20 protein-coding genes are annotated in these 22144 nt (G+C 29.9%); 19 read left to right on the top strand and 1 reads right to left on the bottom strand.

Going from position 1 to position 22144, the window contains the following annotated elements:
• Positions 1 to 25: 25 nt before the first annotated feature.
• The 3 genes from queG to nth all read left to right on the top strand — a co-directional run bounded on the left by queG (position 26) and on the right by nth (position 2508).
• On the top strand, positions 26 to 1009 hold the full coding sequence (gene queG / locus KQI86_RS17205) for a tRNA epoxyqueuosine(34) reductase QueG (RefSeq protein ID WP_216440650.1): 984 nt from the start codon (positions 26 to 28) through the stop codon (positions 1007 to 1009).
• 46 nt (positions 1010 to 1055) lie between these two features.
• Entirely contained in the window at positions 1056 to 1766 is a 711-nt protein-coding gene (locus tag KQI86_RS17200) for a lysophospholipid acyltransferase family protein (protein WP_216440649.1), read from the top strand.
• A gap of 106 nt (positions 1767 to 1872) precedes the next feature.
• Positions 1873 to 2508: an endonuclease III gene (gene nth, locus KQI86_RS17195; RefSeq protein WP_216440648.1), complete on the top strand. Its 636-nt coding sequence runs from the start codon at positions 1873 to 1875 to the stop codon at positions 2506 to 2508.
• Positions 2509 to 2563: 55 nt separating this feature from the next.
• On the opposite strand, the gene KQI86_RS17190 is transcribed toward nth, so the two are convergent.
• The gene (locus KQI86_RS17190) at positions 2564 to 3805 is read right to left on the bottom strand and encodes a competence/damage-inducible protein A (RefSeq protein ID WP_216440647.1); all 1242 of its coding nucleotides are present in this window, start codon (positions 3803 to 3805) and stop codon (positions 2564 to 2566) included.
• 136 nt (positions 3806 to 3941) lie between these two features.
• Here KQI86_RS17190 and KQI86_RS17185 point away from each other — a divergent pair, with 136 nt between their 5' ends.
• From KQI86_RS17185 to rpoN, 16 genes are all read left to right on the top strand, one after another.
• Positions 3942 to 4517: a LemA family protein gene (locus tag KQI86_RS17185; protein ID WP_216440646.1), complete on the top strand. Its 576-nt coding sequence runs from the start codon at positions 3942 to 3944 to the stop codon at positions 4515 to 4517.
• Between the two features lie 2 nt (positions 4518 to 4519).
• Positions 4520 to 5341, top strand: coding sequence for a TPM domain-containing protein (locus KQI86_RS17180; RefSeq protein ID WP_216440645.1), 822 nt, complete (start codon positions 4520 to 4522; stop codon positions 5339 to 5341).
• Between the two features lie 289 nt (positions 5342 to 5630).
• On the top strand, positions 5631 to 7022 hold the full coding sequence (locus tag KQI86_RS17175; RefSeq protein ID WP_246582869.1) for a VanW family protein: 1392 nt from the start codon (positions 5631 to 5633) through the stop codon (positions 7020 to 7022).
• Positions 7023 to 7139: 117 nt separating this feature from the next.
• Positions 7140 to 8090 carry an AAA family ATPase gene (locus tag KQI86_RS17170; protein WP_216440643.1) on the top strand — a complete coding sequence of 317 codons (951 nt, stop codon included), beginning with the start codon at positions 7140 to 7142 and terminating at the stop codon, positions 8088 to 8090.
• On the top strand, positions 8087 to 9250 hold the full coding sequence (locus tag KQI86_RS17165) for a DUF58 domain-containing protein (RefSeq protein WP_216440642.1): 1164 nt from the start codon (positions 8087 to 8089) through the stop codon (positions 9248 to 9250). Before KQI86_RS17170 ends, KQI86_RS17165 begins: the two co-directional genes overlap by 4 nt.
• Positions 9243 to 11381: a transglutaminase-like domain-containing protein gene (locus KQI86_RS17160; protein ID WP_216440641.1), complete on the top strand. Its 2139-nt coding sequence runs from the start codon at positions 9243 to 9245 to the stop codon at positions 11379 to 11381. The genes KQI86_RS17165 and KQI86_RS17160 overlap by 8 nt, the downstream gene beginning before the upstream one ends.
• 120 nt (positions 11382 to 11501) lie before the next feature.
• Entirely contained in the window at positions 11502 to 12203 is a 702-nt protein-coding gene (locus tag KQI86_RS17155; RefSeq protein ID WP_216440640.1) for an N-acetylmuramoyl-L-alanine amidase family protein, read from the top strand.
• A 76-nt stretch (positions 12204 to 12279) separates the two neighbouring features.
• On the top strand, positions 12280 to 13101 hold the full coding sequence (locus KQI86_RS17150; RefSeq protein ID WP_216440847.1) for a Cof-type HAD-IIB family hydrolase: 822 nt from the start codon (positions 12280 to 12282) through the stop codon (positions 13099 to 13101).
• Between the two features lie 34 nt (positions 13102 to 13135).
• Positions 13136 to 14152: a spore photoproduct lyase gene (gene splB, locus KQI86_RS17145; RefSeq protein ID WP_216440639.1), complete on the top strand. Its 1017-nt coding sequence runs from the start codon at positions 13136 to 13138 to the stop codon at positions 14150 to 14152.
• A 78-nt stretch (positions 14153 to 14230) separates the two neighbouring features.
• Positions 14231 to 14698, top strand: coding sequence for a tRNA (uridine(34)/cytosine(34)/5-carboxymethylaminomethyluridine(34)-2'-O)-methyltransferase TrmL (trmL, locus tag KQI86_RS17140; protein ID WP_216440638.1), 468 nt, complete (start codon positions 14231 to 14233; stop codon positions 14696 to 14698).
• Between the two features lie 13 nt (positions 14699 to 14711).
• Positions 14712 to 15551: a DegV family protein gene (locus KQI86_RS17135; protein ID WP_216440637.1), complete on the top strand. Its 840-nt coding sequence runs from the start codon at positions 14712 to 14714 to the stop codon at positions 15549 to 15551.
• A 196-nt stretch (positions 15552 to 15747) separates the two neighbouring features.
• Complete coding sequence (locus KQI86_RS17130) at positions 15748 to 16851, top strand: BMP family lipoprotein (protein WP_216440636.1); 1104 nt, start codon at positions 15748 to 15750, stop codon at positions 16849 to 16851.
• An 86-nt stretch (positions 16852 to 16937) separates the two neighbouring features.
• On the top strand, positions 16938 to 18482 hold the full coding sequence (locus KQI86_RS17125; RefSeq protein ID WP_216440635.1) for an ABC transporter ATP-binding protein: 1545 nt from the start codon (positions 16938 to 16940) through the stop codon (positions 18480 to 18482).
• The gene (locus tag KQI86_RS17120; RefSeq protein ID WP_216440634.1) at positions 18475 to 19533 is read left to right on the top strand and encodes an ABC transporter permease; all 1059 of its coding nucleotides are present in this window, start codon (positions 18475 to 18477) and stop codon (positions 19531 to 19533) included. The genes KQI86_RS17125 and KQI86_RS17120 overlap by 8 nt, the downstream gene beginning before the upstream one ends.
• Positions 19526 to 20461 carry an ABC transporter permease gene (locus tag KQI86_RS17115; protein WP_216440633.1) on the top strand — a complete coding sequence of 312 codons (936 nt, stop codon included), beginning with the start codon at positions 19526 to 19528 and terminating at the stop codon, positions 20459 to 20461. Before KQI86_RS17120 ends, KQI86_RS17115 begins: the two co-directional genes overlap by 8 nt.
• Before the next feature lie 196 nt (positions 20462 to 20657).
• Positions 20658 to 22016 carry an RNA polymerase factor sigma-54 gene (rpoN, locus tag KQI86_RS17110; protein WP_216440846.1) on the top strand — a complete coding sequence of 453 codons (1359 nt, stop codon included), beginning with the start codon at positions 20658 to 20660 and terminating at the stop codon, positions 22014 to 22016.
• The last annotated feature ends 128 nt before the right edge of the window (positions 22017 to 22144 follow it).

The following is a 22144-nucleotide window of genomic DNA, read 5'->3' as shown; positions in this document are numbered from 1 at the left end:
AAAATATATTTTTGGAGAAAGTAGAATGAATAACAAAGAAAAGAAAGAAAAGATAGTAAACTTCTGTAAGTCCTTAGGTCTAGACACTCTAGGGGTTACGTCTATTAGAAGATTGACGGAGTTAGAGGAACATCTTATATATAGAAAAAATAATGAATTAGAAAATGAGTTTGAAAGCCAGGATATTGAATCTAGAATAAATTTAGAAAGCTTTTTAGAAGGGGGAAAAAGCATTATTTCTATAGCATTCCCCTATCTATTTAATGATGAAAATACTACAGATCATGTTTATTTTTCTAAGTATACACTAGGACAAGATTATCACAAGGTAGTAACAAATTACCTGAAGCAAATATGTGAATATATTTCTGAGTTAGGAGGTAACTCTATATATTTTGTCGATAGTAATCCATTGCCAGAAAGATACATTGCTAATTTATGTGGTGTAGGTTTTATAGGTAAAAATAATATGATAATAACAGAAAAATATGGTTCTTTTGTGTTTTTAGGAGAGATAATCACAGACTTAGAACTAGAGGAAGATGAAAAAATACCATCTAAGTGTGGTGATTGTGATTTATGTTTAAAAGCTTGCCCAACTAAATCTATAAAGGAAGGCATTAGCAATTCAAACATTTGTTTATCCTACATCACTCAGAAGAAAAATATTGAAAAAGAATGGTTTGGGTTATTGAATGGTAGATTATTTGGATGTGATACCTGCCAAACAGTATGTCCACATAACAGAAAAGTTATTGAATCAAATATTAAAGAATTTAAGCCTTTTCCTTTTATGGAAAGTCCTAATATAGAAGAATTGATAAAATTGGATAATAAAGCATTTAAAGAAAAGTACAGACTGACTTCTAGTGGGTGGAGGGGAAAAAATATTATAATTAGAAATGCCATGATAAATGCTTTTATAGATGGTAAATTTGACCCAAATTTAGTTAAAGATATTAGCTCACCTTATTTAAAGGATTATTATAATAGACTTTTAGAGCTTTAGAAACTATAATTTAATTATATAATTTTTTATGAAAGGTGGAGCATCTATGATTTCTCCCAAATTGGCTAAATTAATTTCATATCTTCCAGAAGGGGTAGTAGTATATATTGCTAAAAAAATATTAGCAGGATATTTAAATAAATATGCAGATATAGAAGTAGAAGGATTAGAAAATTTAAAAGATGTAAAAAAACCAATTTTATTTATATGCAATCACTTAAGCAATTCTGATGCTTTAGTTATAAATGAGGTATTAAAAGATCAAGATTTAACATTTGTAGCAGGAGTAAAACTTTCTGATAATCCATTAACCAGTTTAGGTATAAAAATAACAAAAACCATTTCAATAAAACCTAATACAGCGGATAAGGAAGCGATTTCTAGCATTGTAAAAACTCTAAAAGGGGATAATAATGTTTTAATTTTTCCAGAAGGAACTAGAAGTAGAGTAGGAAGTATGATAGAAGGGAAAAAAGGTGTAGTTTTGATACAAAAACTATCAAGAGCAACTGTTGTGCCCATGGCTATGACAGGTACGGAAAAGCTTTTGCCTATAAATGAAAGTGATATGGGCTCTGAAAAATTCCAACATGCAAAGGTTAAAGTGATAATTGGGAAGCCTATAGAGGTACCTAATAGAGAGAGTGGAGAAGATAAGCATAAATATGAAGAAAGAACACTTAATCATTTTATGTATAGTATAGCCTCCCTTTTACCAGAGGAATATCAAGGAGTATATAAATTAGATAACAGGTAATATATAAGAATGTAAGGATGAGGTTCTATAAATGAACTTCATCCAAATTTATACTCTAGTGATGTTTTCTAAAACTAAATTTTTATTTAAAAGTGGGTGATAAGTAATGGATAATGATAGAATAGATAAAATATTAGATATATTAAAGCATACTTATCCTAATGCAAGGTGTGCACTTAATTTTAATTCTTCTTATGAACTTTTAATAGCCACCATACTGTCAGCTCAATGTACTGATGTTAGAGTAAACATTGTAACAGAAGAGTTATTTAAAGAATATAATACTCCGGAAAAAATGGTATCTTTATCAGAAGAAGAATTAGGGGAAAAAATAAAAACTTGTGGACTATATAAAAGTAAAAGCAAAAATATATTAAAGACTTCAAGGGAGTTAATAAAAGAATATGAAGGGGAAGTACCCAATACCATGGAGGATTTAATAAGATTACCTGGAGTAGGTAGAAAAACTGCAAATGTAGTGTTATCTAACGCCTTTGGTATTCCAGCAATAGCTGTAGATACTCATGTGTTTAGAGTATCAAACAGAATAGGAATAACTAAGGGAAAAACTCCTGAAGCTGTTGAGCAAGAACTTATGAATAACATACCTAGAGAATTATGGAGCGATACCCATCATTTTTTAATATGGCATGGAAGAAATATATGTGTTGCTAGAAGACCTAAATGTGAGGAGTGTCCTATAGCTCCTTATTGTGAATACTTTTCTTTGATTGAAGATTAAAAGTTAACAATTGAGAGTTGAAGATTTATAGACCTTTTCAACTCTCAATTCTCCATCAAAGAGAGATTTTGCTCAAAAGTCGTCTCAACCAATCTAAAGCAAAGGTTACAGTCCTTTCTCTAACAGTCTGCCTATTGCCAGATAAGTGAAGCTTTTTTACGAAAGTTTCACCATTTATGTATATGCCTACATAAACTAAGCCTACAGGCTTTTCAGTAGTGCCACCATCAGGACCAGCTATGCCAGTAACAGAAATTCCTATATTGGAGTTAGAAGCTTTAGCTATTCCCTCTGCCATTTCTTTAGCGGTTTCTTCGCTTACTGCTCCAAATTTATCTAAAGTACTTTTGCTTACTCCAAGTCTCTTCATCTTTGAACTATTACTATAGGTTACACATCCTTCTATCAAGACCTTTGATATGCCTGGATAGTTTACTAATTTTCCGCAAAGGAGTCCTCCCGTACAAGACTCAGCTACAGATATAGTTAAATTGTTTTCTATAAGTATTTCACCTACTACCCCTTCTAATGTATCTTCATTAATACCATATATATTGTCACCTAATATATTTCTTATTTCATTTTCAACAGGAGCTATAAGTTTTTCCCCCTCCTCTTTATTATTAGCTTTAGCAGTTATTCTCAATGTAACCTCATTATCTTTTGCATAGGGGGCCACTGTTGGATTAGACTGGTTATCGATTATATTATTTATTTTTGTTGCCACCATGGATTCTCCCATGCCACAAATTCTTAAGGTTTTAGATATCAATGTATTATTAGAAAGTTTATTAATATAAGGTACAACATAGTTTTCAAACATAGGTATATTTTCTTTTGGAGGACCAGGAAGTAGTATTAAGATTTTATCGTTTTTATTTATTATACATCCTGGAGCAGTTCCAAAATGGTTAGGAAGTATTATAGAACCTACTGGGAAATACGCTTGTTTTATATTGTTTTCTGTAAGTTCTCTATTTTGTTTTTTAAAATACTCAGTTAATTTTATATAAGATTCTTCATGAAGCTCCATAGATATATTAAAATACTCTGCTCCTATTTCTTTAGTGAGATCATCCTTAGTAGGGCCTAGACCTCCAGTAGTTATAACTAAATCTGAACGACTAAAAGCTCTTTCCAATTCATCTTCTAATCTTTTAGCATTATCTCCTACCACGGATTGATGATAAAGATAAACACCTAAATTGGCTAATCTTTTAGATAAATACTCAGCATTAGTGTTTAAAATATCTCCTAATAAAATTTCAGTTCCTATAGAGATTATTTCTGCGATCATATAAATCCCTCCCTTATGATAATATAAACATAACATTAAATTATTATTAAATAAATATTATATTCTTGAAGTAAAGGTATTTTTTAAAGTAAAATATATTATAATATCTTAATAGGTACTTAAAGGAGGCATATGAATGAATAAAACATTAAGAAATATACTTATAGTAATTGGAGTGCTGATATTACTAATAGCTCCAGTTATATCAAGCTATAATAGTATGGTAGCCTTAGATCAGAAGGTTAAAACTGCTGAATCAAATATAGATAGTGATCTTCAAAGGAGATCAGATTTAATCCCTAATTTAGTTGAGACAGTTAAAGGATTTGCAAAACAGGAGCAAGAAGTTCTTGCAGATGTAACAAATGCTAGAGCAAAGCTTGGAGGAGCTAATACTATAAATGAAAGAGCTAATGCAGATAGCGAATTATCAGGTGCTCTTTCAAGGTTACTTGTAGTAGTAGAGAGTTATCCTGAACTTAAGTCCAATGAGAACTTCAGAAGTTTAATGGTTCAATTAGAAGGAACAGAGAATAGAATAAATATATCTAGAAAAGACTATAATGCTGCTGTAGCTGAGTATAATAGTAAAATAGTAAAGTTTCCTAACTCAATAGTAGCTTCAATCTTTAGATTTGAAGAAAAAGAATATTACAAGGCAACTGAAGGAGCTAAGGAAGTACCTAAAGTAGATTTTAATACAGGTAAATAATTATGAATAAATTTAAAAGGTTTTTTGTAACTTTATTATTTTTGTTGACCTTATGTATTACTACTGTTAGTGCAGAAGCTAATATTCCTAAGCCTACCAATTTAAAATATGTAAATGACTATGCAGGGGTGTTAAGTTCGGAAGCTAAAGAGTATATTGTATCAGTAGGTAAAGAATTAGAAGATAAAACTGGAGCTCAATCTATAGTTGTTATTATAGACTCACTTGAAGGATATGATATTGAAACCTATGCAAATAATCTATTTAGAAGCTGGGGCATAGGACAAAAGGAAAAAAATAATGGACTCTTAATGTTGATATCCATGGATGACAAAAAAAGAAGAGTAGAGGTGGGATATGGCTTGGAAGGAGCTATCCCAGATCTTTATACAGATAATGTCATGGAGCAACTATTCAAGCCCGCTTTTAAAAATAAAGATTATGATAAGGGTATAAGAGATTCTTACTCAGCATTTGCTGATGCAATAGCTAAGGAATATAATGTAGAGTTAGTTAAAAATGACAAGGTTAATTTGCAAATTAATAAAAGTAAAAGCAGTTCTCTTCCGGGAAGTGGCATAATCAAAATAATAGTAATTTTAATTGTTTTAGACACATTATTTAATAGAGGAAGAGTAACGAGAGAAATAATGTCCGCCATATTTTGGAGTTCATTTTGGAATAACAGAGGTGGACGAGGAGGCCATGGAGGCGGCGGCTTTGGTGGTGGTGGCTTCGGTGGATTCGGAGGAGGATCATCAGGCGGCTTTGGTGGTTTTGGTGGAGGTTCCTCTGGAGGCGGAGGTTCTTCTGGAGATTGGTAATAAGTCTATAATTAAAATATAAAAAGTAAATCATGAAAGATTAATTTTGGGATTTTGATTATCAAAATCCCTTTAATCAGTTCAATTTAAAACTTCATCTTGATGAATTTATATTCATATCCTTGAATTTTTGTCGAAGATAATTATGTACAAATAACGGAAAATTACTATTAATTTCCTAGCCATTGTTGTTAGTTTTAAATTGACTTTTGGGATATAAAACTCGTACTATTATTGTATATATAGTATTATATAGTATAATAAAAATGTAATCAGTGAGGTGATGCAAATGACAAGGAAGAAAAAAAGAGCTAGAGCTAGGGCCAAAAAGAAAGCAATTATAATGATATTATCTGTATTTATGCTAATATTATTGGGATCTGGTTCAGCGGCTATAGCCTATGGATATAGCTATGTAAAACATTATAACAATTTGATTTTTCCTGGTGTTAAGGTGGAAAATGTAGATATATCAGGAAAAAGTGTACAGGATGCCAAAGCTATTTTGCAAAAAAGCTTTAATGATAAAGTATTAATGAGCAAATTAACTGTAAAAACTCCAGGTAAAGACTATACTTTAGGTTTTGATAAAGTAGATCCTAAATATGACATAGATAAAGTAGTTAATGAAGCTTTTACATATGGCAAAGATTTAAATTTATATAAAAAATATAAACTTATAAAGAATCCTGAGAATAAGGCCTTTAGCCTGCAGTTTGCTTATAATAAAGATGCTGTACAAAAGTTTGTTGACGGAATAGAAAAAGACATAAATAAAAATCCACAAGATGCTAAAATTACTAGAAATAATGGTGCATTTAATATTACATCAGAAACGGTAGGTAAGAAGCTAAACAAAGAAAAGCTTATGGAAGATATTTTAAGCAAAATGGAATATGGTATAAAAGAAGACTTACAAGTAAGTGCTGAAGTACAAGATGTAAAAGCTAGAATAACTAAGAGTTCTTTAGCTAGTATTGATGGTCTAATTTCAACTTTTTCAACTCATTATAGTGGTATTTCTTCTGCTGAAAGAGCTAATAATATTGTAGTTTCAACTAAAAGTATAGATGGAACTGTGCTTATGCCAGGAGATGTTTTTAGTTTCAATGGTACTGTTGGTGAAAGAACAGTGGCAAGAGGATATCAAGCAGGACCAGTTATAATTGGAAACAAAGTGGAATCTGGACTAGGAGGAGGAATATGTCAAGTTTCCTCTACTCTATATAACGCAGTTCTAATGTCTAACATGAGATCAGTAGAAAGAGTTCATCATACTCTACCTTCAAGCTATGTACAATTAGGTAGAGATGCAACAGTGGATTGGGGAAATATAGATTATAAGTTTAAGAATACATTGAATTTCCCGGTTTATATACAGGGTACTACCAGTGGTGGTAATGTAACTTTTAATATATATTCTAATCAATCCTTAACCAAAAACCGTTATGCTATAACTAACGATGTATATTCAACGGTAGAATCTACTACTAAGACTGTGGAAGACCCAAAATTACCTCAAGGATCAGAGGAAGTAGTTCAAAAGGCATATACAGGATACAAAGTAAAAGTTTATAGAAATATTTATGAGAATGAGACTTTAGTTAAACAAGAACTTGTATCTGATGATTTTTATAGACCAGTAGAAGGACTTGTGAAAGTTGGTACTAAGAAAAACTAATTATTTAGGGTTGTACAAAATATGTACAACCCTTTTATTCATTTTATTGATATTATAGTACTTTATTAGTATATAATATATAATAAATTTAACTATAAAATAGATGAGGTGAATAATATGGGAGAAAATGAAATAATTAAGGGTATAGTGCATAACGTTTCTAAGGTTATAATAGGTAAGGAATTTGAAATTTATAATATAATCAAAGGGATAATTGCTAATGGCCATATTTTAATTGAAGACGTACCGGGAGTAGGTAAAACTACTTTAGTTAAAGCTCTCGCTAAATCAATAAATCTATCTTATAAAAGAATTCAGTTTACACCAGATTTACTTCCATCAGACATTTTAGGTATATCTTTATATAATCAAAAAACTATGGAATTTGAATTTAGAAAAGGACCTATATTTTCTAACATAATATTAGCAGATGAAATAAATAGGACTTCACCTAAAACTCAATCTGCTCTTTTAGAGGTTATGGAAGAAAAACAGGTAACAGAAGGAAATGAAACCTATAAATTAACGGAGCCATTTATAGTTATGGCGACTCAAAATCCTATAGATTATGAAGGGACATTTATACTTCCAGAAGCTCAATTAGATAGGTTTATGATTAAAGTTAATGTGGGGTATCCAGAAAAAAAATTTGAAAAAGAAATGTTAAACATTTATAGAAGTGAAGAGCCACTAGAGAAAATTCAAAGTGTGGCTACTGGAGAAGATATTGTAAACATTCAAAATATGGTTAGAAAGATTTATGTATCTGAAGAGGTCAACGAATATATAGTAAATATAGTAGAAGCTACAAGAAATAATAAATCTGTATCACTAGGAGCTAGTCCAAGAGCATCCTTAGGGCTATTGAGAATAGCTCAGGCTTGGGCATTTATTAATGGTAGAGATTATGTAATACCAGAGGATGTAAAGGAAAACGCTGTATCAGTATTAAGTCATAGAATTACATTATCTTCTTATGCAAGAGTAAACAACCTTAAGGGAGAAGATATAGTAAAAGATATCATTAAAGCATTACCAGTACCAAGAGTAAAAGGTAGGAGAGTATGATAAAAATAAACAAAAGAATTATTTTATTTATTCTGATAACATTTATTTATGCTTATTTTGAAGGGGGATATTTTCCCTATGCATTATTTTATAGCTTTCTTATACCATTCATACTATCCTTTATTGTAATAGTCATATTACATAGGAATGTAGGAGTGGATATAAAACTTGATAAGGATGTTGTAAGCACTAGAGAAGAGATAAAAATAACAACAGTCATTAAAAACTACAATATACTGCCCTTACCTTATATAGAAGTGAAAAATAAGGCTCTGTATTCTCTAGATAGGGAGTACAATGGAGAGGCTCTTAACATAAAACTTGATGAGAACAAAAGGCTAAGTAGGAATATAAAATTTTTAAATAGGGGGATTTATGACTTTGGAAATGTAACCTTAACCTTTAAAGATTACTTATATATGCTTACCTTAAGTAAAACTTTTGAAAAAGATTTAAAAGTAAAGGTATACCCCAAAATACACCAAATGGAAGATTTTAATTTTCATGGACAAGAGTTCATAAATGAATTTATGAACAAGAAGGGGATAATTAATGAAGATTACACTATAAGTGATATAAGAAAATACAGAACAGGGGATAGCTTAAGAAAGATACATTGGAAGCTAAGTGCTAAATATGGAGAGCTTTTTGTAAAAAAGTTTGATGCCCTGCAGGGAGAAGAATATAATATATTTTTAAATATGAACAAAGAAGATTTCTATGACCAGCATGGAGAAGAAAATGAAGAAGAACTAGTGGAAATTTGTGTATCAATAATAAATAATATACTTAATAACAATATGAAGAGCTGTATTCATATAAATAATGAAGAAAATTCTAATATGAATATAAATAATATAGAAGATTTTAATGCCCTTATGGAATACTTTTTGGTAAATAAAAGTGAGGGTCAAGGAAGTTTTGCTCAATATATAATAGATAATTTATACAAGATGGCAGGTAAAAATACCATTATAATATGTACTCCTAAGATAGATACCAATGTTAAAGAAGCTTTATTATTAGCAAGTAAACTAGGATATAGGATTGTAGTTTTTTATTCGAGTAAGAGTTTAGAAATTTTTAAAAATGACTATTACCTAAAAGAGAGAGGTATAGAAGTTATCAGCTCTATTTTAAGGAAGGAGAGTTATGAGTAATTTTAAAAAGCTAATAAATTTATTTATAACTTATATAAATTTATTATTTATTATAAGAGTTACAGAAAAATGCTTTAAAATAAATAATTTTTCTTATGTATATTTTACAGGTTGTTTCCTCATAGGAGCTTTTATATATTACTTTTATAATTATTTAGAATGGAAAAGACTATATAAGATGTTTTTTACATTAGTCATTATTTTCATTGCAACTCTACTAGCTTATTATTACAAGAGTTATATTTTTAACAAAATAGCATTAAATATAAAATATGTTTTAGAGCTAAACTCTAGTATTTTCAATGGAAAACCTACATTTTTTTATCAATATAAATTTATCATAGGTATAATTATACCTTTGATTGTAATACTTATTTTGAATGTAGTAAATAAAGTATTTAGTGATTTTATAGTAGTGGTTAATTTAGGAATTATGCTATTTTATTGGTATTACGGATATGTAGAAATAATTAAACAATATACATTTTACTTTGTATTATTAAATATTTTTACTTACTCTATAAATAGCTATATTAAGAATATGAAGGACTTTAGTATAAGAGGTGTAAAAAATAATTTATCCAGATTTAGGCCAATAATATATGTAGTAATTTTTTCCGTCGTTCTTTCAAGTATACAAAATTTTTTACCTAAAAATATAGAAGGCAAATACCATAGTGAAGATGGAATTTTCAACAAAATGTCAAAAAGTAAAAAAGATGTTGAAAATTCGTATAATTTAGCGGATTCAGGATATGATCCAACGGATAAAAAATTAGGAGGAACTGTTGTATTAGATAGCAGAGAAGCATTTAAAGTGGCAGCAGATAAATCCTACTATTTAAGAGGAACTACTAAACATCATTATGATGGATTTTCATGGAAGAGTTATGAGGATTCTTTTAAGAGAGTCACTTTTAAGGATAGTATTCCTGATAATTTAATAAGTGGAAGTCAAAAAACATATATTACAATATATCCAACGAAAATTAATACATCTACGTTGTTTTCTCCTATTAACACTATAAATATTAATAATAAAAAAGGGCGTGTGTATTCAAACAAAGATAAAATTTTCTTATCTTCCAAAATTGTGAAAGAAGAATATAAAGTTGAGTTTTATGATGCTTTTAATAATATGTCTATTTCAAATATTAATGATTTGCCTATAATTAACTATAACTTAACTGATGATTATAAGAAGTATTTACAATTGCCAGATAATATTCCTAGAAGAGTTTACAACTTAGTAGAAGACATAACTAAAAATTCTTCAACAGTTAATGATAAGATAAAAGACATATATGATTTTCTTAATAAAAACTTTAAGTACTCTCTAAATGTATCTGATATACCAGAGGGAAAAGAATTTGTAAGTTACTTTTTGTTTGAGGAGAAAAAAGGATACTGCACTTATTTTGCTACAGCAGCTACAGTTATGTTAAGAATGATTGGTGTTCCTGCAAGATATGTGGAAGGTTTTAATATGAGCAATGATAAAGATGTAAACGGATTATACATTGTATCAAATAAAAATGCCCATGCATGGACAGAAATTTTAGTATCTCCAGAGTCAGATAATTGGATTATATTCGATGCGACTCCTTCTGCCTTTGATGAAATAGAAAGAAATGAAAGAGAAAGAATTAGCGAAGAGAATATTGATAATAGTGACCGTAATTATCAATATAATAGAGAAAAATTAGAAGAAATTGAGGAAGATATCCAAGACATTCCTAAAACTTCACAAACTAATTATTTTAAATATTTACTATGGATTATACCTATATTATTTATCCTTAAGATATTTTATATAATTATTAGAAAAAATAAATTAATAAATTCTAATAAATCAATACCATTGTATCTTTATATATTAAAAAGACTTAAAACTATAAATATAAATGTAAGTGAATGTGAAGGAGAAATGGAATATATCAATAAATTAGAAGATGAAGATCTTAGATTAAATCTAAAAAAAATAGTTGAATGTGTTTGCAAAGAATATTATGGATGTAATTATCAAAATATCATGTCTATTGAAGAAAAAAAGAACTGTTATTATTTTGTGGAAAACCATATTAAAGAAAAACAAGGATTTTTCAAATATTATATATTAAAACTTTTCTGATTTAAGCATTATTTGTATAATTTAATTTTACAAAATATGGTATAATATATTTGTGTGGGTATAGCAATGTATTTAATGCTACCCTCACAAATATTATGCAGAAGAGGGAAAGCGGGAATTATGAAATATAAAAATAATGAAAAATCTTTGAGAGCATATATTTTTTTTATCTTATTAGTGGTATTTTTTGTAAACTACGATATGACTTATAATCATAATTTATTATATAGAAAAAGCTTTATTTCTCTCGCTACAGAGAAAAGTGATAAAAAACATTCTGTAGTAATAGATCCAGGTCATGGTGGCATTGATAAAGGGACAAACTATGAAAACTTATATGAAAAGGATATAAATCTAAAGATTGCTCTTTACATGAAAGAATACTTTGAAGAAAAAGGTTTTCAGGTATATATGACAAGAGAAGAGGATGTTTTGTTATCTCTTAAGGAAATTGGAGACTTTGTTAATGATAAAAAACCTGATGTTTTTGTTTCTGTTCATGTAAATTCTTTTAAGGATCCTGGATATGATGGAATAAGTGCCTTTTATCACTCACCAGATGGATTTCAAAATGAAGAAAGAATTGAGTTAGCAGAAACAATACAAAAGGAAGTTAGTAAAGATGGTATTTGGTTTGATAGAGGAATCAAAGAACAAGACATTGCTGTTTTAAGATATAGTAAATATGTATGTTCATTAGTAGAAGTTGGATTTATGACAAATAAAGATGACAGAGTAAAGCTTCAAGATGAAAATATATTGAAAAATACAGGTGAAAACATTGCCAATGGTATAATAAAATATATAATGTTAAATAATTAAGGAGATTAATAAATTTAAAAAATTTATTTTTGGTATAATATAATATGAAGCATTATTAACGAAAGGAATGTTGAAATTGTCTTATAAGTTAATTTGTATTGATATGGATGGCACTTTATTAAATGAGAATAATGAAGTTAGTGAAAGAAATCTTGAAGCTATAAAAAAAGCAACGAATAATGGTGTTCAAGTAGCAATAACTACGGGAAGAGTTTTTGTATCTGCCAATTACTATGCAGATATTATAGGGGTGAAAACACCTATAATCGCTTCTAATGGAGCTTATATAAGGGAAAGAGGAAGCGATAAAGTAATTTATAAAGGAATTTTAGGGCTAGAAAACTGTCAAAGAGTAATTGAGATGGTAAATAAATACCAGCTATATCCTCATTTCAATACTTATAATACTATTTACACTGAAAAACTAATATACTCCTCAAAATATTATTCAAAGGCAAATGAGAGTCTTCCTAAGGAAAGAAGGATAAATATTGAAGTAACTTCTAATTGGTATGAAACATTTCTAAATAATTCAGAAGAAATATTAAAGTGTATAATCGTAGATGATGATATGGAAAAGTTAAAACTCCTTAAAGAAGAACTAAGAAAAGAGAAAGACTTAGAAGTAGTTAGTTCTTTTAGGAACAATGTGGAAGTGATGAGAAAGGGAGTATCAAAAGGAAGTGCTGTAGAAATGCTAGCAAAGCATTACAATATAAATATGAATGAGGTAATGTGCATTGGGGATAGTGAAAATGACCTTTCAATGATTAAGGTTGTAGGATTAGGTGTTGCCATGGGAAATGGAGATGAAATAGTAAAAAATCATGCGGATTATATTACAGCTTCAAATAATGAAGATGGTGTAGCTAAGGCCATTGAAAAGTTCGTTTTATAAAAATATATAAAAATAAACATACTAATGTTAAGAGGTGATTAGTATGTTTAAACCTAAAAGGGTTATATTTGAAGAAAAGGCTTTAGATTATAAAATGGGAGAGGATCTATTTTATAAATTTAAAGATGAAGATGTAGAAATATTATACTCAAAGAGTGGAAGGATAACTGGTATTCCAGGAAAAGATAGTTCCCAGATGTATGGTGAAGGAAAAAATACCTTAGTAGTTGGTATAAGGAAAAGTTTAAAATTCGAGTCTTGTAAGCCGTCAGCTCATTATCAACTTCCTATTGTGAGTGGCTGTACAGGTATGTGTGAATATTGCTATTTAAATACTCAGATGGGTAAAAAACCTTACATAAAAATACACGTAAACATAGATGACATATTAAATAGGGCAGAAGAATATATTGAAGAGAGAAAGCCTGAGGTTACTATTTTTGAAGGCTCAGCTACTTCTGACCCTATACCAGTGGAGAAATATAGTGGTGCATTAAAAAAATCTATAGAATTTTTTGGAGAAAATGACTACGCGTTATTTAGATTTGTTACTAAATATACAGATGTAGAGGATTTGTTAAATTTAAAACATAATGGAAAAACCATTATTAGATTTAGTTTAAATAGTGAAACAATAATAAATAGATATGAGCATAAAACTCCTTCTTTAGAGGAAAGATTATTGGCAGCTAAAAAAATAGGTGAAAGTGGATATCTATTAGGTTTTATTATTGCTCCTGTTTTTTTATATGAAGATTGGAAAAAAGATTATTTAGAATTAATAAATAAAATTTATTATAACTTTAGAGATTTAGAATTAAAGTTTGAAGTGATTTCTCATAGGTTTACAAAAAGAGCAAAAGAAAATATACTTACCATATATCCAAATACAGCTCTTCCTATGGAAGAAGATTTAAGAAAATTTAAGTTTGGCCAATTTGGTTACGGAAAATATATTTATAAAGATGAAGATTTACGAGATATGAAAGAGTTTTTCAAAAATAATCTTACGGATTTGTTCGGTGAACACAGTATAAACTACATCATTTAGTATGCTTTACTATTTATTAATTATAGAGTAATATTAGGATATATATTTACCATGGCTTTAATATAAGGGGGAATATAAGTGTTTTTAAATATAGTATTATTTCAACCAGAAATTCCGCAAAATACAGGTAATATAGCTAGAACTTGTGTACTTACTAACTGTAAACTTCATCTAATTGAACCTTTAGGATTTAGCTTAGATGAAAAACATTTGAAGAGAGCAGGTTTAGATTACTGGCAATATCTAGATTTGGAAATTCATAAGTCTTATGAAGACTTAAGAGAAAAGTATAAGGATGGAAAGTTTTATTTTTCCACAACTCATGCAAGCAAATTTCATAGTGATGTAAAATATAAAGAAGGGGACTTTATTGTATTTGGAAGAGAGTCTTCAGGGTTACCAGATTATATAAGAAATAGTGAGATGGAAAATTCTATAAGGGTTCCTATGATTAATACAACTACTAGGTCATTAAATCTCTCAAATACTGTTTCTATAGTAACTTATGAAGCTTTAAGACAAATGAATTTTCCAAATATGAAGTAGGAGGGTTTTAGCAATGGAGAAGATAAAAATAATAACAGATAGCACGTCAGATTTGCCTAAAAGTGTAATTGACAAATATGACATAGAAGTCATTCCCTTATATGTAAATTTCGGAGAGGAAACCTATACTGATGGGGTAGATATAAACCTTCATGAATTATTGGAAAGAATGGATAATTCAGATACATTTCCAACCACAGCGCAGGTTAATCCTCAAAGGTTTATGGAATATTATAAGAAGTATTTAGATGAAGGATATAAAATAGTTTCATTACATATTTCTTCGAAGATGAGTGGAACCTATCAATCAGCGTGTATAGCTAGAGACATGCTTGAAAGTGATTCTATATATGTAATAGATTCTCAAAAGGTTACAGCAACTTTTGGTGCCATAGTAATTAAAGCAGCAAAATTAAAAGAAGAAGGATTAAGTGCAGAAGAGATTTATAATGAAATACTAAGAATAATACCACATGTAAAGTGTGCCTTTGCCTTTGAAACCCTAGATAATTTAGTTAAAGGTGGAAGATTATCTAAAACTGCAGGGGTTATAGGTAGTATACTAGGTATAAAACCTATAGTTGGAATAGTAGATGGCGAAATGGCAGTAATAGATAAGGTAAGAGGAAGTAAAAAAGCTATAAGATACATATTGGATTACATTGACAAAAATGGTATAAAGAAAGACGAAACTGCCATACTTTTGCATGTAGAAAATAAGGATATTTTGGATATTTTAAGAGAAAATTTGAAGGAAAAAGAAGTCGAATTTATAGAATGTGAAGTAGGATGTGTTGTTGGCGTGCATGCAGGAAGGGGAGCTTGTGGAGTAGTTTTTATACAAAACAATTAGCTCATAAAAATTAAGAAATTAATGAGGGTATTTTTAATAGAATTAAAAAAAATATTACTCATTGTTAAAGCCAATGATAAGTGGTAAAATAGTAGCACGGGTTTCCGGTGGGCAGAAGGAAATTTGTAAACGATGTAGAATAATAATTATGCTATTCAAAATTTTAATATATATTTTTTTAGGAGGGGTATTAGAAATGAATAAAAAGAGATTAGTGTCCCTACTTACAGCTGCGTTAATGTCAGTTACATTATTCGCAGGTTGTGGTGGCGGAGAAAAGAAACCTGCTGGAGAGGGTAAAGAGCCAGCTGCACAGGAAACAAGCATAAAAGCTGGACTTGTTACTGATGAAGGTGGAGTAAATGACGGTTCATTTAACCAGTCTGCTTACGTAGGACTTGAAAAAGCTAAGGCTGAATTAGGAATTGAAAATATGCCAGCAATTGAATCAAAACAACAAGAACAATATGAACCAAATTTAAAGAACATGGCTAGTGTTGCTGATTTAATAGTAGGCTGTGGCTTTATGATGGAACAAGCTATGGGGAATGTTTCAAAACAATTACCTGATAAGAAATTCTTAATAGTTGATGCTAAAGTTGACACACCAAATACATTATCAATAACATTCAAAGAAGAAGAAGGTTCATTCCTTGCTGGAGTTATAGCAGGAAAAATGACTAAAACTAATAAAATTGGATTCATAGGCGGAAAAGAAGGGGAAGTTATAAATAGATTTGAAACTGGATTTGTAGCTGGAGTTATGTCTGTTAATCCAGAAGCAGGAAAATTATTAATGCCTGTTGATGAAAAAACCCCAGGAAAGTTTACAAGATACATTGACTCCTTTACAGATCAGCAAAAAGGTGTAGAAGCTGCAAAAATGCTTTATAACGCTGGTGCTGATATAATATTCCACGCAGCAGGCGGAGCTGGCCTTGGATTATTTAAAGCTGCAAAAGATATGGACAAGTGGGCTATAGGTGTTGACTCAGACCAAGCAGCAGACCCAGAACTAGCTGAATACAAAAATCATATAATGATCTCCATGGAAAAGAAAGTTGGAGGAGTTGTTTACGATACAATAAAATCTATCCAAGATGGAACTTTCAAAGGTGGAGAACATAAAGTTGTTGGAATAAAAGAAGACAGAGTTGGTATAGCACCAACAGTTCATCCAGAAGTTCAGAAAGATGCATTAGAATTAGCGGACAAATATAAAGAAGCAATAAAAGCAGAAAAATTCAAGGTTCCAGGAACAAGAGCAGAACTTAAGGCATTTAAAGTTCCAGAGATTTAATATTGCAAGTGCATGGCTAGATGCTTGTTGCATCTAGCCTTTTTATCTAATTATTCACTAAAAGGTGGTAAGAAAGGAGGACTATCATGACAAAAGTTGTTGAAATGAAAGGAATAACTAAAGTTTTTCCGGGAACTATTGCAAATGATAATGTAGATTTTGAACTGAATAAAGGAGAAATACATGTATTATTAGGAGAAAATGGTGCAGGAAAAACCACTTTAATGAACATTCTTTATGGACTTTATCAGCAGGAATCTGGAGAAATATATATAAATGGCACAAAGTCAGATATAAAAAATCCTAAAGATGCTATAAAGTTAGGGATAGGAATGGTACACCAGCATTTTATGCTTGTGCATAATTTTAGTGTGGCAGAAAATATGGTATTAGGTCAAGAACCTAAAAAAGGATCTATGACTATAAATATGGAAAAGGCTAAAAAAGATACTAAAGAACTTGCAGATAAATATGGATTTAATATAGATCCAGAAGCAATAATTGAAGATATTACAGTAGGACAACAACAAAAAGTTGAGATTTTAAAGGCTCTTTACAGAGGAGCAGAAATATTAATTCTAGATGAACCAACAGCAGTATTAACACCTCAAGAAATTATCGAATTGGGTGTTATACTGAAAAATCTAGTTAAAGAAGGAAAATCAATTATATTAATTACCCATAAATTAAAAGAAGTTATGAGTATGAGTGATAGGGTAACTATAATAAGAAGAGGAAAATATATAGATACTGTAAATACAAAAGAAACTAATATAGATAAATTAGCTGAAATGATGGTTGGAAGAAAGGTTAACTTAGTAGTTGAAAAAAATGAGCCTAAAGTAGGAGATGTTATTTTAAAATTAGAAAACTTAAAGGCGTTAGACCATAGAGAGTTACCAGCTTTAAAGGGAATAAATCTAGAGTTAAAATCAGGTGAAATTTTAGGAATAGCTGGAGTAGATGGAAACGGTCAAAAAGAACTGATAGAGTCAATAGTAGGTTTAAGAAAAGTTACTGACGGTAAGGTTTATTTAAAAGGTGAAGATATCACAGGGAAAACTACAAGAGAGATTATGGACGCGGGGATAGGACATATTCCTGAGGATAGACATAAGAGAGGACTTGTACTTAAGTATTCCCTACTTGAAAACTCGGTTTTAGGAATTCACTATAAGGAACCTTACTCAAAAGGAATTATAATGAATTATAAAAAAATAAGAGAACATGTAAATACTTTAATTAAAAATTTTGACGTAAGAACTCCAAATGAAGATGTAGCAGCTTCAGCTTTATCAGGGGGTAATCAACAAAAGCTAATTGTAGCTAGAGAAATTGAAAAAGATCCACAGATGATAATAGCTGCACAACCTACCAGAGGTTTGGATGTAGGGGCTATTGAATATATACACAAAAGGTTAATTCAAGAAAGAGATAATGGTAGAGGAGTACTTTTGGTTTCTCTAGAATTAGATGAAGTTATGTCATTATCAGATAGAATAGCAGTAATATATGATGGTGAGATTGTAGATATATTAAATGTAAAGGATGCTACAGAGCAAAAGCTTGGAATACTTATGGCTGGTGGAACTTTACAAAAAGAGGTAGAAGGAGGTAAGAAGAATGAATAAGGATTTAATAAAGAGTTTTTTAGTATCTATATTATCAATATTATTAGCCTTATTTATATCAGTATTCTTCGTTATGTGGGCGAAAGGCTACGGATTTGTGGCAGCAGCACAATTACTTTTTACTTCTATTTGGAAGGGAAGCTTTGGGACAAGTATGAACTTAATTGAATCCTTTGTTTTTGCAACGCCTCTTATATTTACTGGATTAGCTCATGCTGTTGCTTTTAAGACAGGATTATTTAATATAGGGGTAGAAGGTCAATTTATTATGGGTATGACTACAGCAACTTTAGTTGGTTTAATACCTGGTATACCAAAGATAATACATATACCTCTTACTATGATGGCGGGGGCTTTGGCAGGTATGGCTTGGGCAGCAGTCCCAGGATATTTAAAGGCTAAGATTGGAACGAATGAAGTTGTAAATACTATAATGATGAATTTTATTGCTCAACATTTTACTAATTATTTGGTTATGGGACCTTTCCATAAACCAAACTCTGCTAGTACCAATGTAATACAAGACTCTGCTAAACTTTATAGATTTTTAGGAGAATATAATAGATTAAATGTAGGTATTTTCATAGGTGTTATATGTGCCTTTTTAGTATATTTCCTATTTTGGAAAACTACCACAGGTTATGAAATAAGAGCCGTTGGCTTTAGCCCATCTTCTGCAGAATACGGCGGTATAAACATTAATAAGAATATAGTCTTAGCTATGGTTATATCAGGAGCTATAGCAGGAATAGGTGGAGCTATACATACTATGGGTGTTCAGCATCAGTCCATTCAGTTATTTGGATTTACAAACTTTGGTATGGACGGAATAGCAGTAGCTTTAGTAGGTAAGAGTAATCCTTTTGGTATATTATTATCAGCTTTATTGTTTGGGGCATTAAATTTCAGCTCTGGAACTCTTATGTTATTTGGAATACCGAAAACAATAGTTTATTTAATACAGGGTATTGTAATAATATTCATAGCGGGAGAATATGTATTTAGATTAATAATTAAAAAAAGAAAGAAGGGGGCATTAGTAAATGGATAATTCATTGATGATTTCTTTAATTGGAATTATTGCTGCCACCTTAAGACTTGCCACACCACTTATATTTGCAGCTTTAGGTGGAGTGTTTTCAGAAAAATCAGGAGTTGTAAATATTGCCCTTGAGGGCTTTATGACTACAGGTGCTTTCTTTGCGGTATATGGATCTTATTTAACAGGTAATCCTTGGATAGGTATATTGTTTGCAATGGTATCAGGAGCAATTATGGCGTTGATACATGCTTATTTAAGTATAAATTTAAAGGCTGACCAAATTATTTCAGGTGTAGGAATTAATGTTTTTGCATCTGCCTTGACTGGATATTTAATAGTAAAGTTTTTTAAAACAAACTCTCAAACTAGTGTTGTGCCTTCAATACCTTATCCAGCTGAATTGATGGCAAAGGTACCAATACTTGGACCTATCTTAAAAGAATTAAATTGGTTTGTTTTTATGGCTTTAATTTTGGTTTTTGTATCCCATTACGTTTTGTATAAGACACCATTAGGTTTAAGAATAAGATCTGTAGGAGAGCATCCAAAGGCAGCGGATACTCTAGGTATAAATGTATATAAAATAAGATATTTATGTGTTGTTTTATCTGGAGTATTAGGAGGGCTTGGAGGAGCTACTTTATCTATAGGTATAATGAATTTATATAGAGAAAATATGGTTAGTGGTAGAGGATTTATAGCATTAGCGGCTATGATATTCGGTAACTGGAAGCCTGTTAATGCCATGTGGGCATCTATGCTTTTTGCATTTGCAGAGACCTTCCAATTATTTGCTAAGGGATTTGGATGGAGTATTCCTGGAGAATTTTATGCAGCATTCCCATATATAATGACTATGCTTGTTCTTGCGGGATTTGTTGGTAGAACTAAATCTCCAGCTGCAAATGGTGTACCTTACGAAAAAGGTCAAAGATAATTTTAAAAAGAGTGTATTAAACTACACTCTTTTTTTATTCTTTAAAATATTAAAAAAATTGTAAAAAATAATAGAAATTTATCTATACTAAAGCATATCAAGTTTGCTATAATTTAAAATGAAGAGCCTAATACTTGTACTATAGTCTTGTAAAGTGCTATAATATAGCTGTATGAAAGGTGTTGATTAAATGAATATGGATTTTAATTTAAATATTTCACAGGAACAAAAATTAATAATGACACCACAAATGCAACTTTCCGTCAAAATACTGCAATTATCTTCATATGAACTACAAAAACTCGTAGAGAAAGAAATACAAGAAAATCCTCTTTTAGAAGTTAAATATGGTGAAAATAGAGAGAAGTCAAATACAATAGACTACAAAAAAATGATAGAATATTTAGAATCTGACAATTATGGCTATTACGGAAATTATAAAAGTGATGATGAGGAAGTTTCCCCTTTTGCTTTTATTAGTGAAAAGAAGTCTCTCAAAGAATACTTATTTGAGCAATTGTGTTACTTGAATGAAAAGGATTCCATAAAATTTATAGGTGAATATATAATTGAAAATATAGACGATAGAGGATACTTGGCTGAAACTTTAGAAAACATACAGAACCAGCTTAGAATGCCATTGGATTTAGTAGAGGAGGCTCTTGAAGTAATTCAGAGTTTAGAGCCTGATGGAATCTGTGCTAGAGACTTAAAGGAATGTTTGAGAATTCAATGTGAAAAAAGAGGATTATACGATACTATATTATTTGGAATTATAGATAATCATTTAGAAGATATTGCTGAAAATAAATATAATTCTATTGCTAGATCTTTTAATATAGATGTTAAAAAGGCTCAAAGTTACGGTGATTTTATAAAAACCCTCCAACCTAAGCCTTCCAGAGGTTTTTATACTGGAGAAGAGGTTAGATATATTCTTCCAGATGCTTATATAAAAAAGTTGGACGGAGAATATCATATAATAATGAATGAGGAATTAACTCCTAGATTAACTATTAATAATCTTTACAAAGGAATAATTAATAATGGAGAAGATAAACAAGCAGTAGAGTTTGTTAAGGATAGATTAGATAGTGCTACTTTTTTAATAAAAAGTATTGAACAAAGAAAAAGTACAATTTATAGGGTTTTGGAAAAAATAATTTTAATACAAAAAGATTATTTTGATCATGGGCAAAAATATTTAAAGCCAATGACTCTAAAAGAGATTGCAGATGTGTTAGAAATGCATGAATCTACAATAAGTAGAGCTATTAGGGATAAATACATTCATACAGATAAAGGAACTATAAAGATAAGAGATTTATTTACCACTGGATTGACTTTTAAAGGAGCAGAAGATTCTCTATCTACAGTAGAAGTTAAAAGAAAAATAGAAGATTTAATTAATAAGGAAGATAAGAGTAATCCATTGTCAGACCAGAATATAGCGGATACATTAAAAAATAATGGCGTGAATATTTCAAGAAGAACCGTGGCAAAATACAGAGAAGAAATTGGAATAAAGTCTTCTAAGGGAAGGAAACGATATTAATTAAATTATAATTAATAAAAGATAGAGAAGAGTAATACATTTCTTCTCTATTTAAATTTTATTTACTTAAATTTATGTTTTCGCTATTGGAAAATAATTCAGATTGGTTTATAATATAAGTGGGACTA

The sequence above is a fragment of the Clostridium mobile genome (assembly GCF_018918285.1).
Taxonomy (GTDB): Bacteria; Bacillota; Clostridia; order Clostridiales; family Clostridiaceae; genus Clostridium_AW; species Clostridium_AW mobile.
The sequence above is the reverse complement of the archived record's forward strand: the minus strand, read 5'-3'. Positions and strand labels throughout refer to the sequence as shown.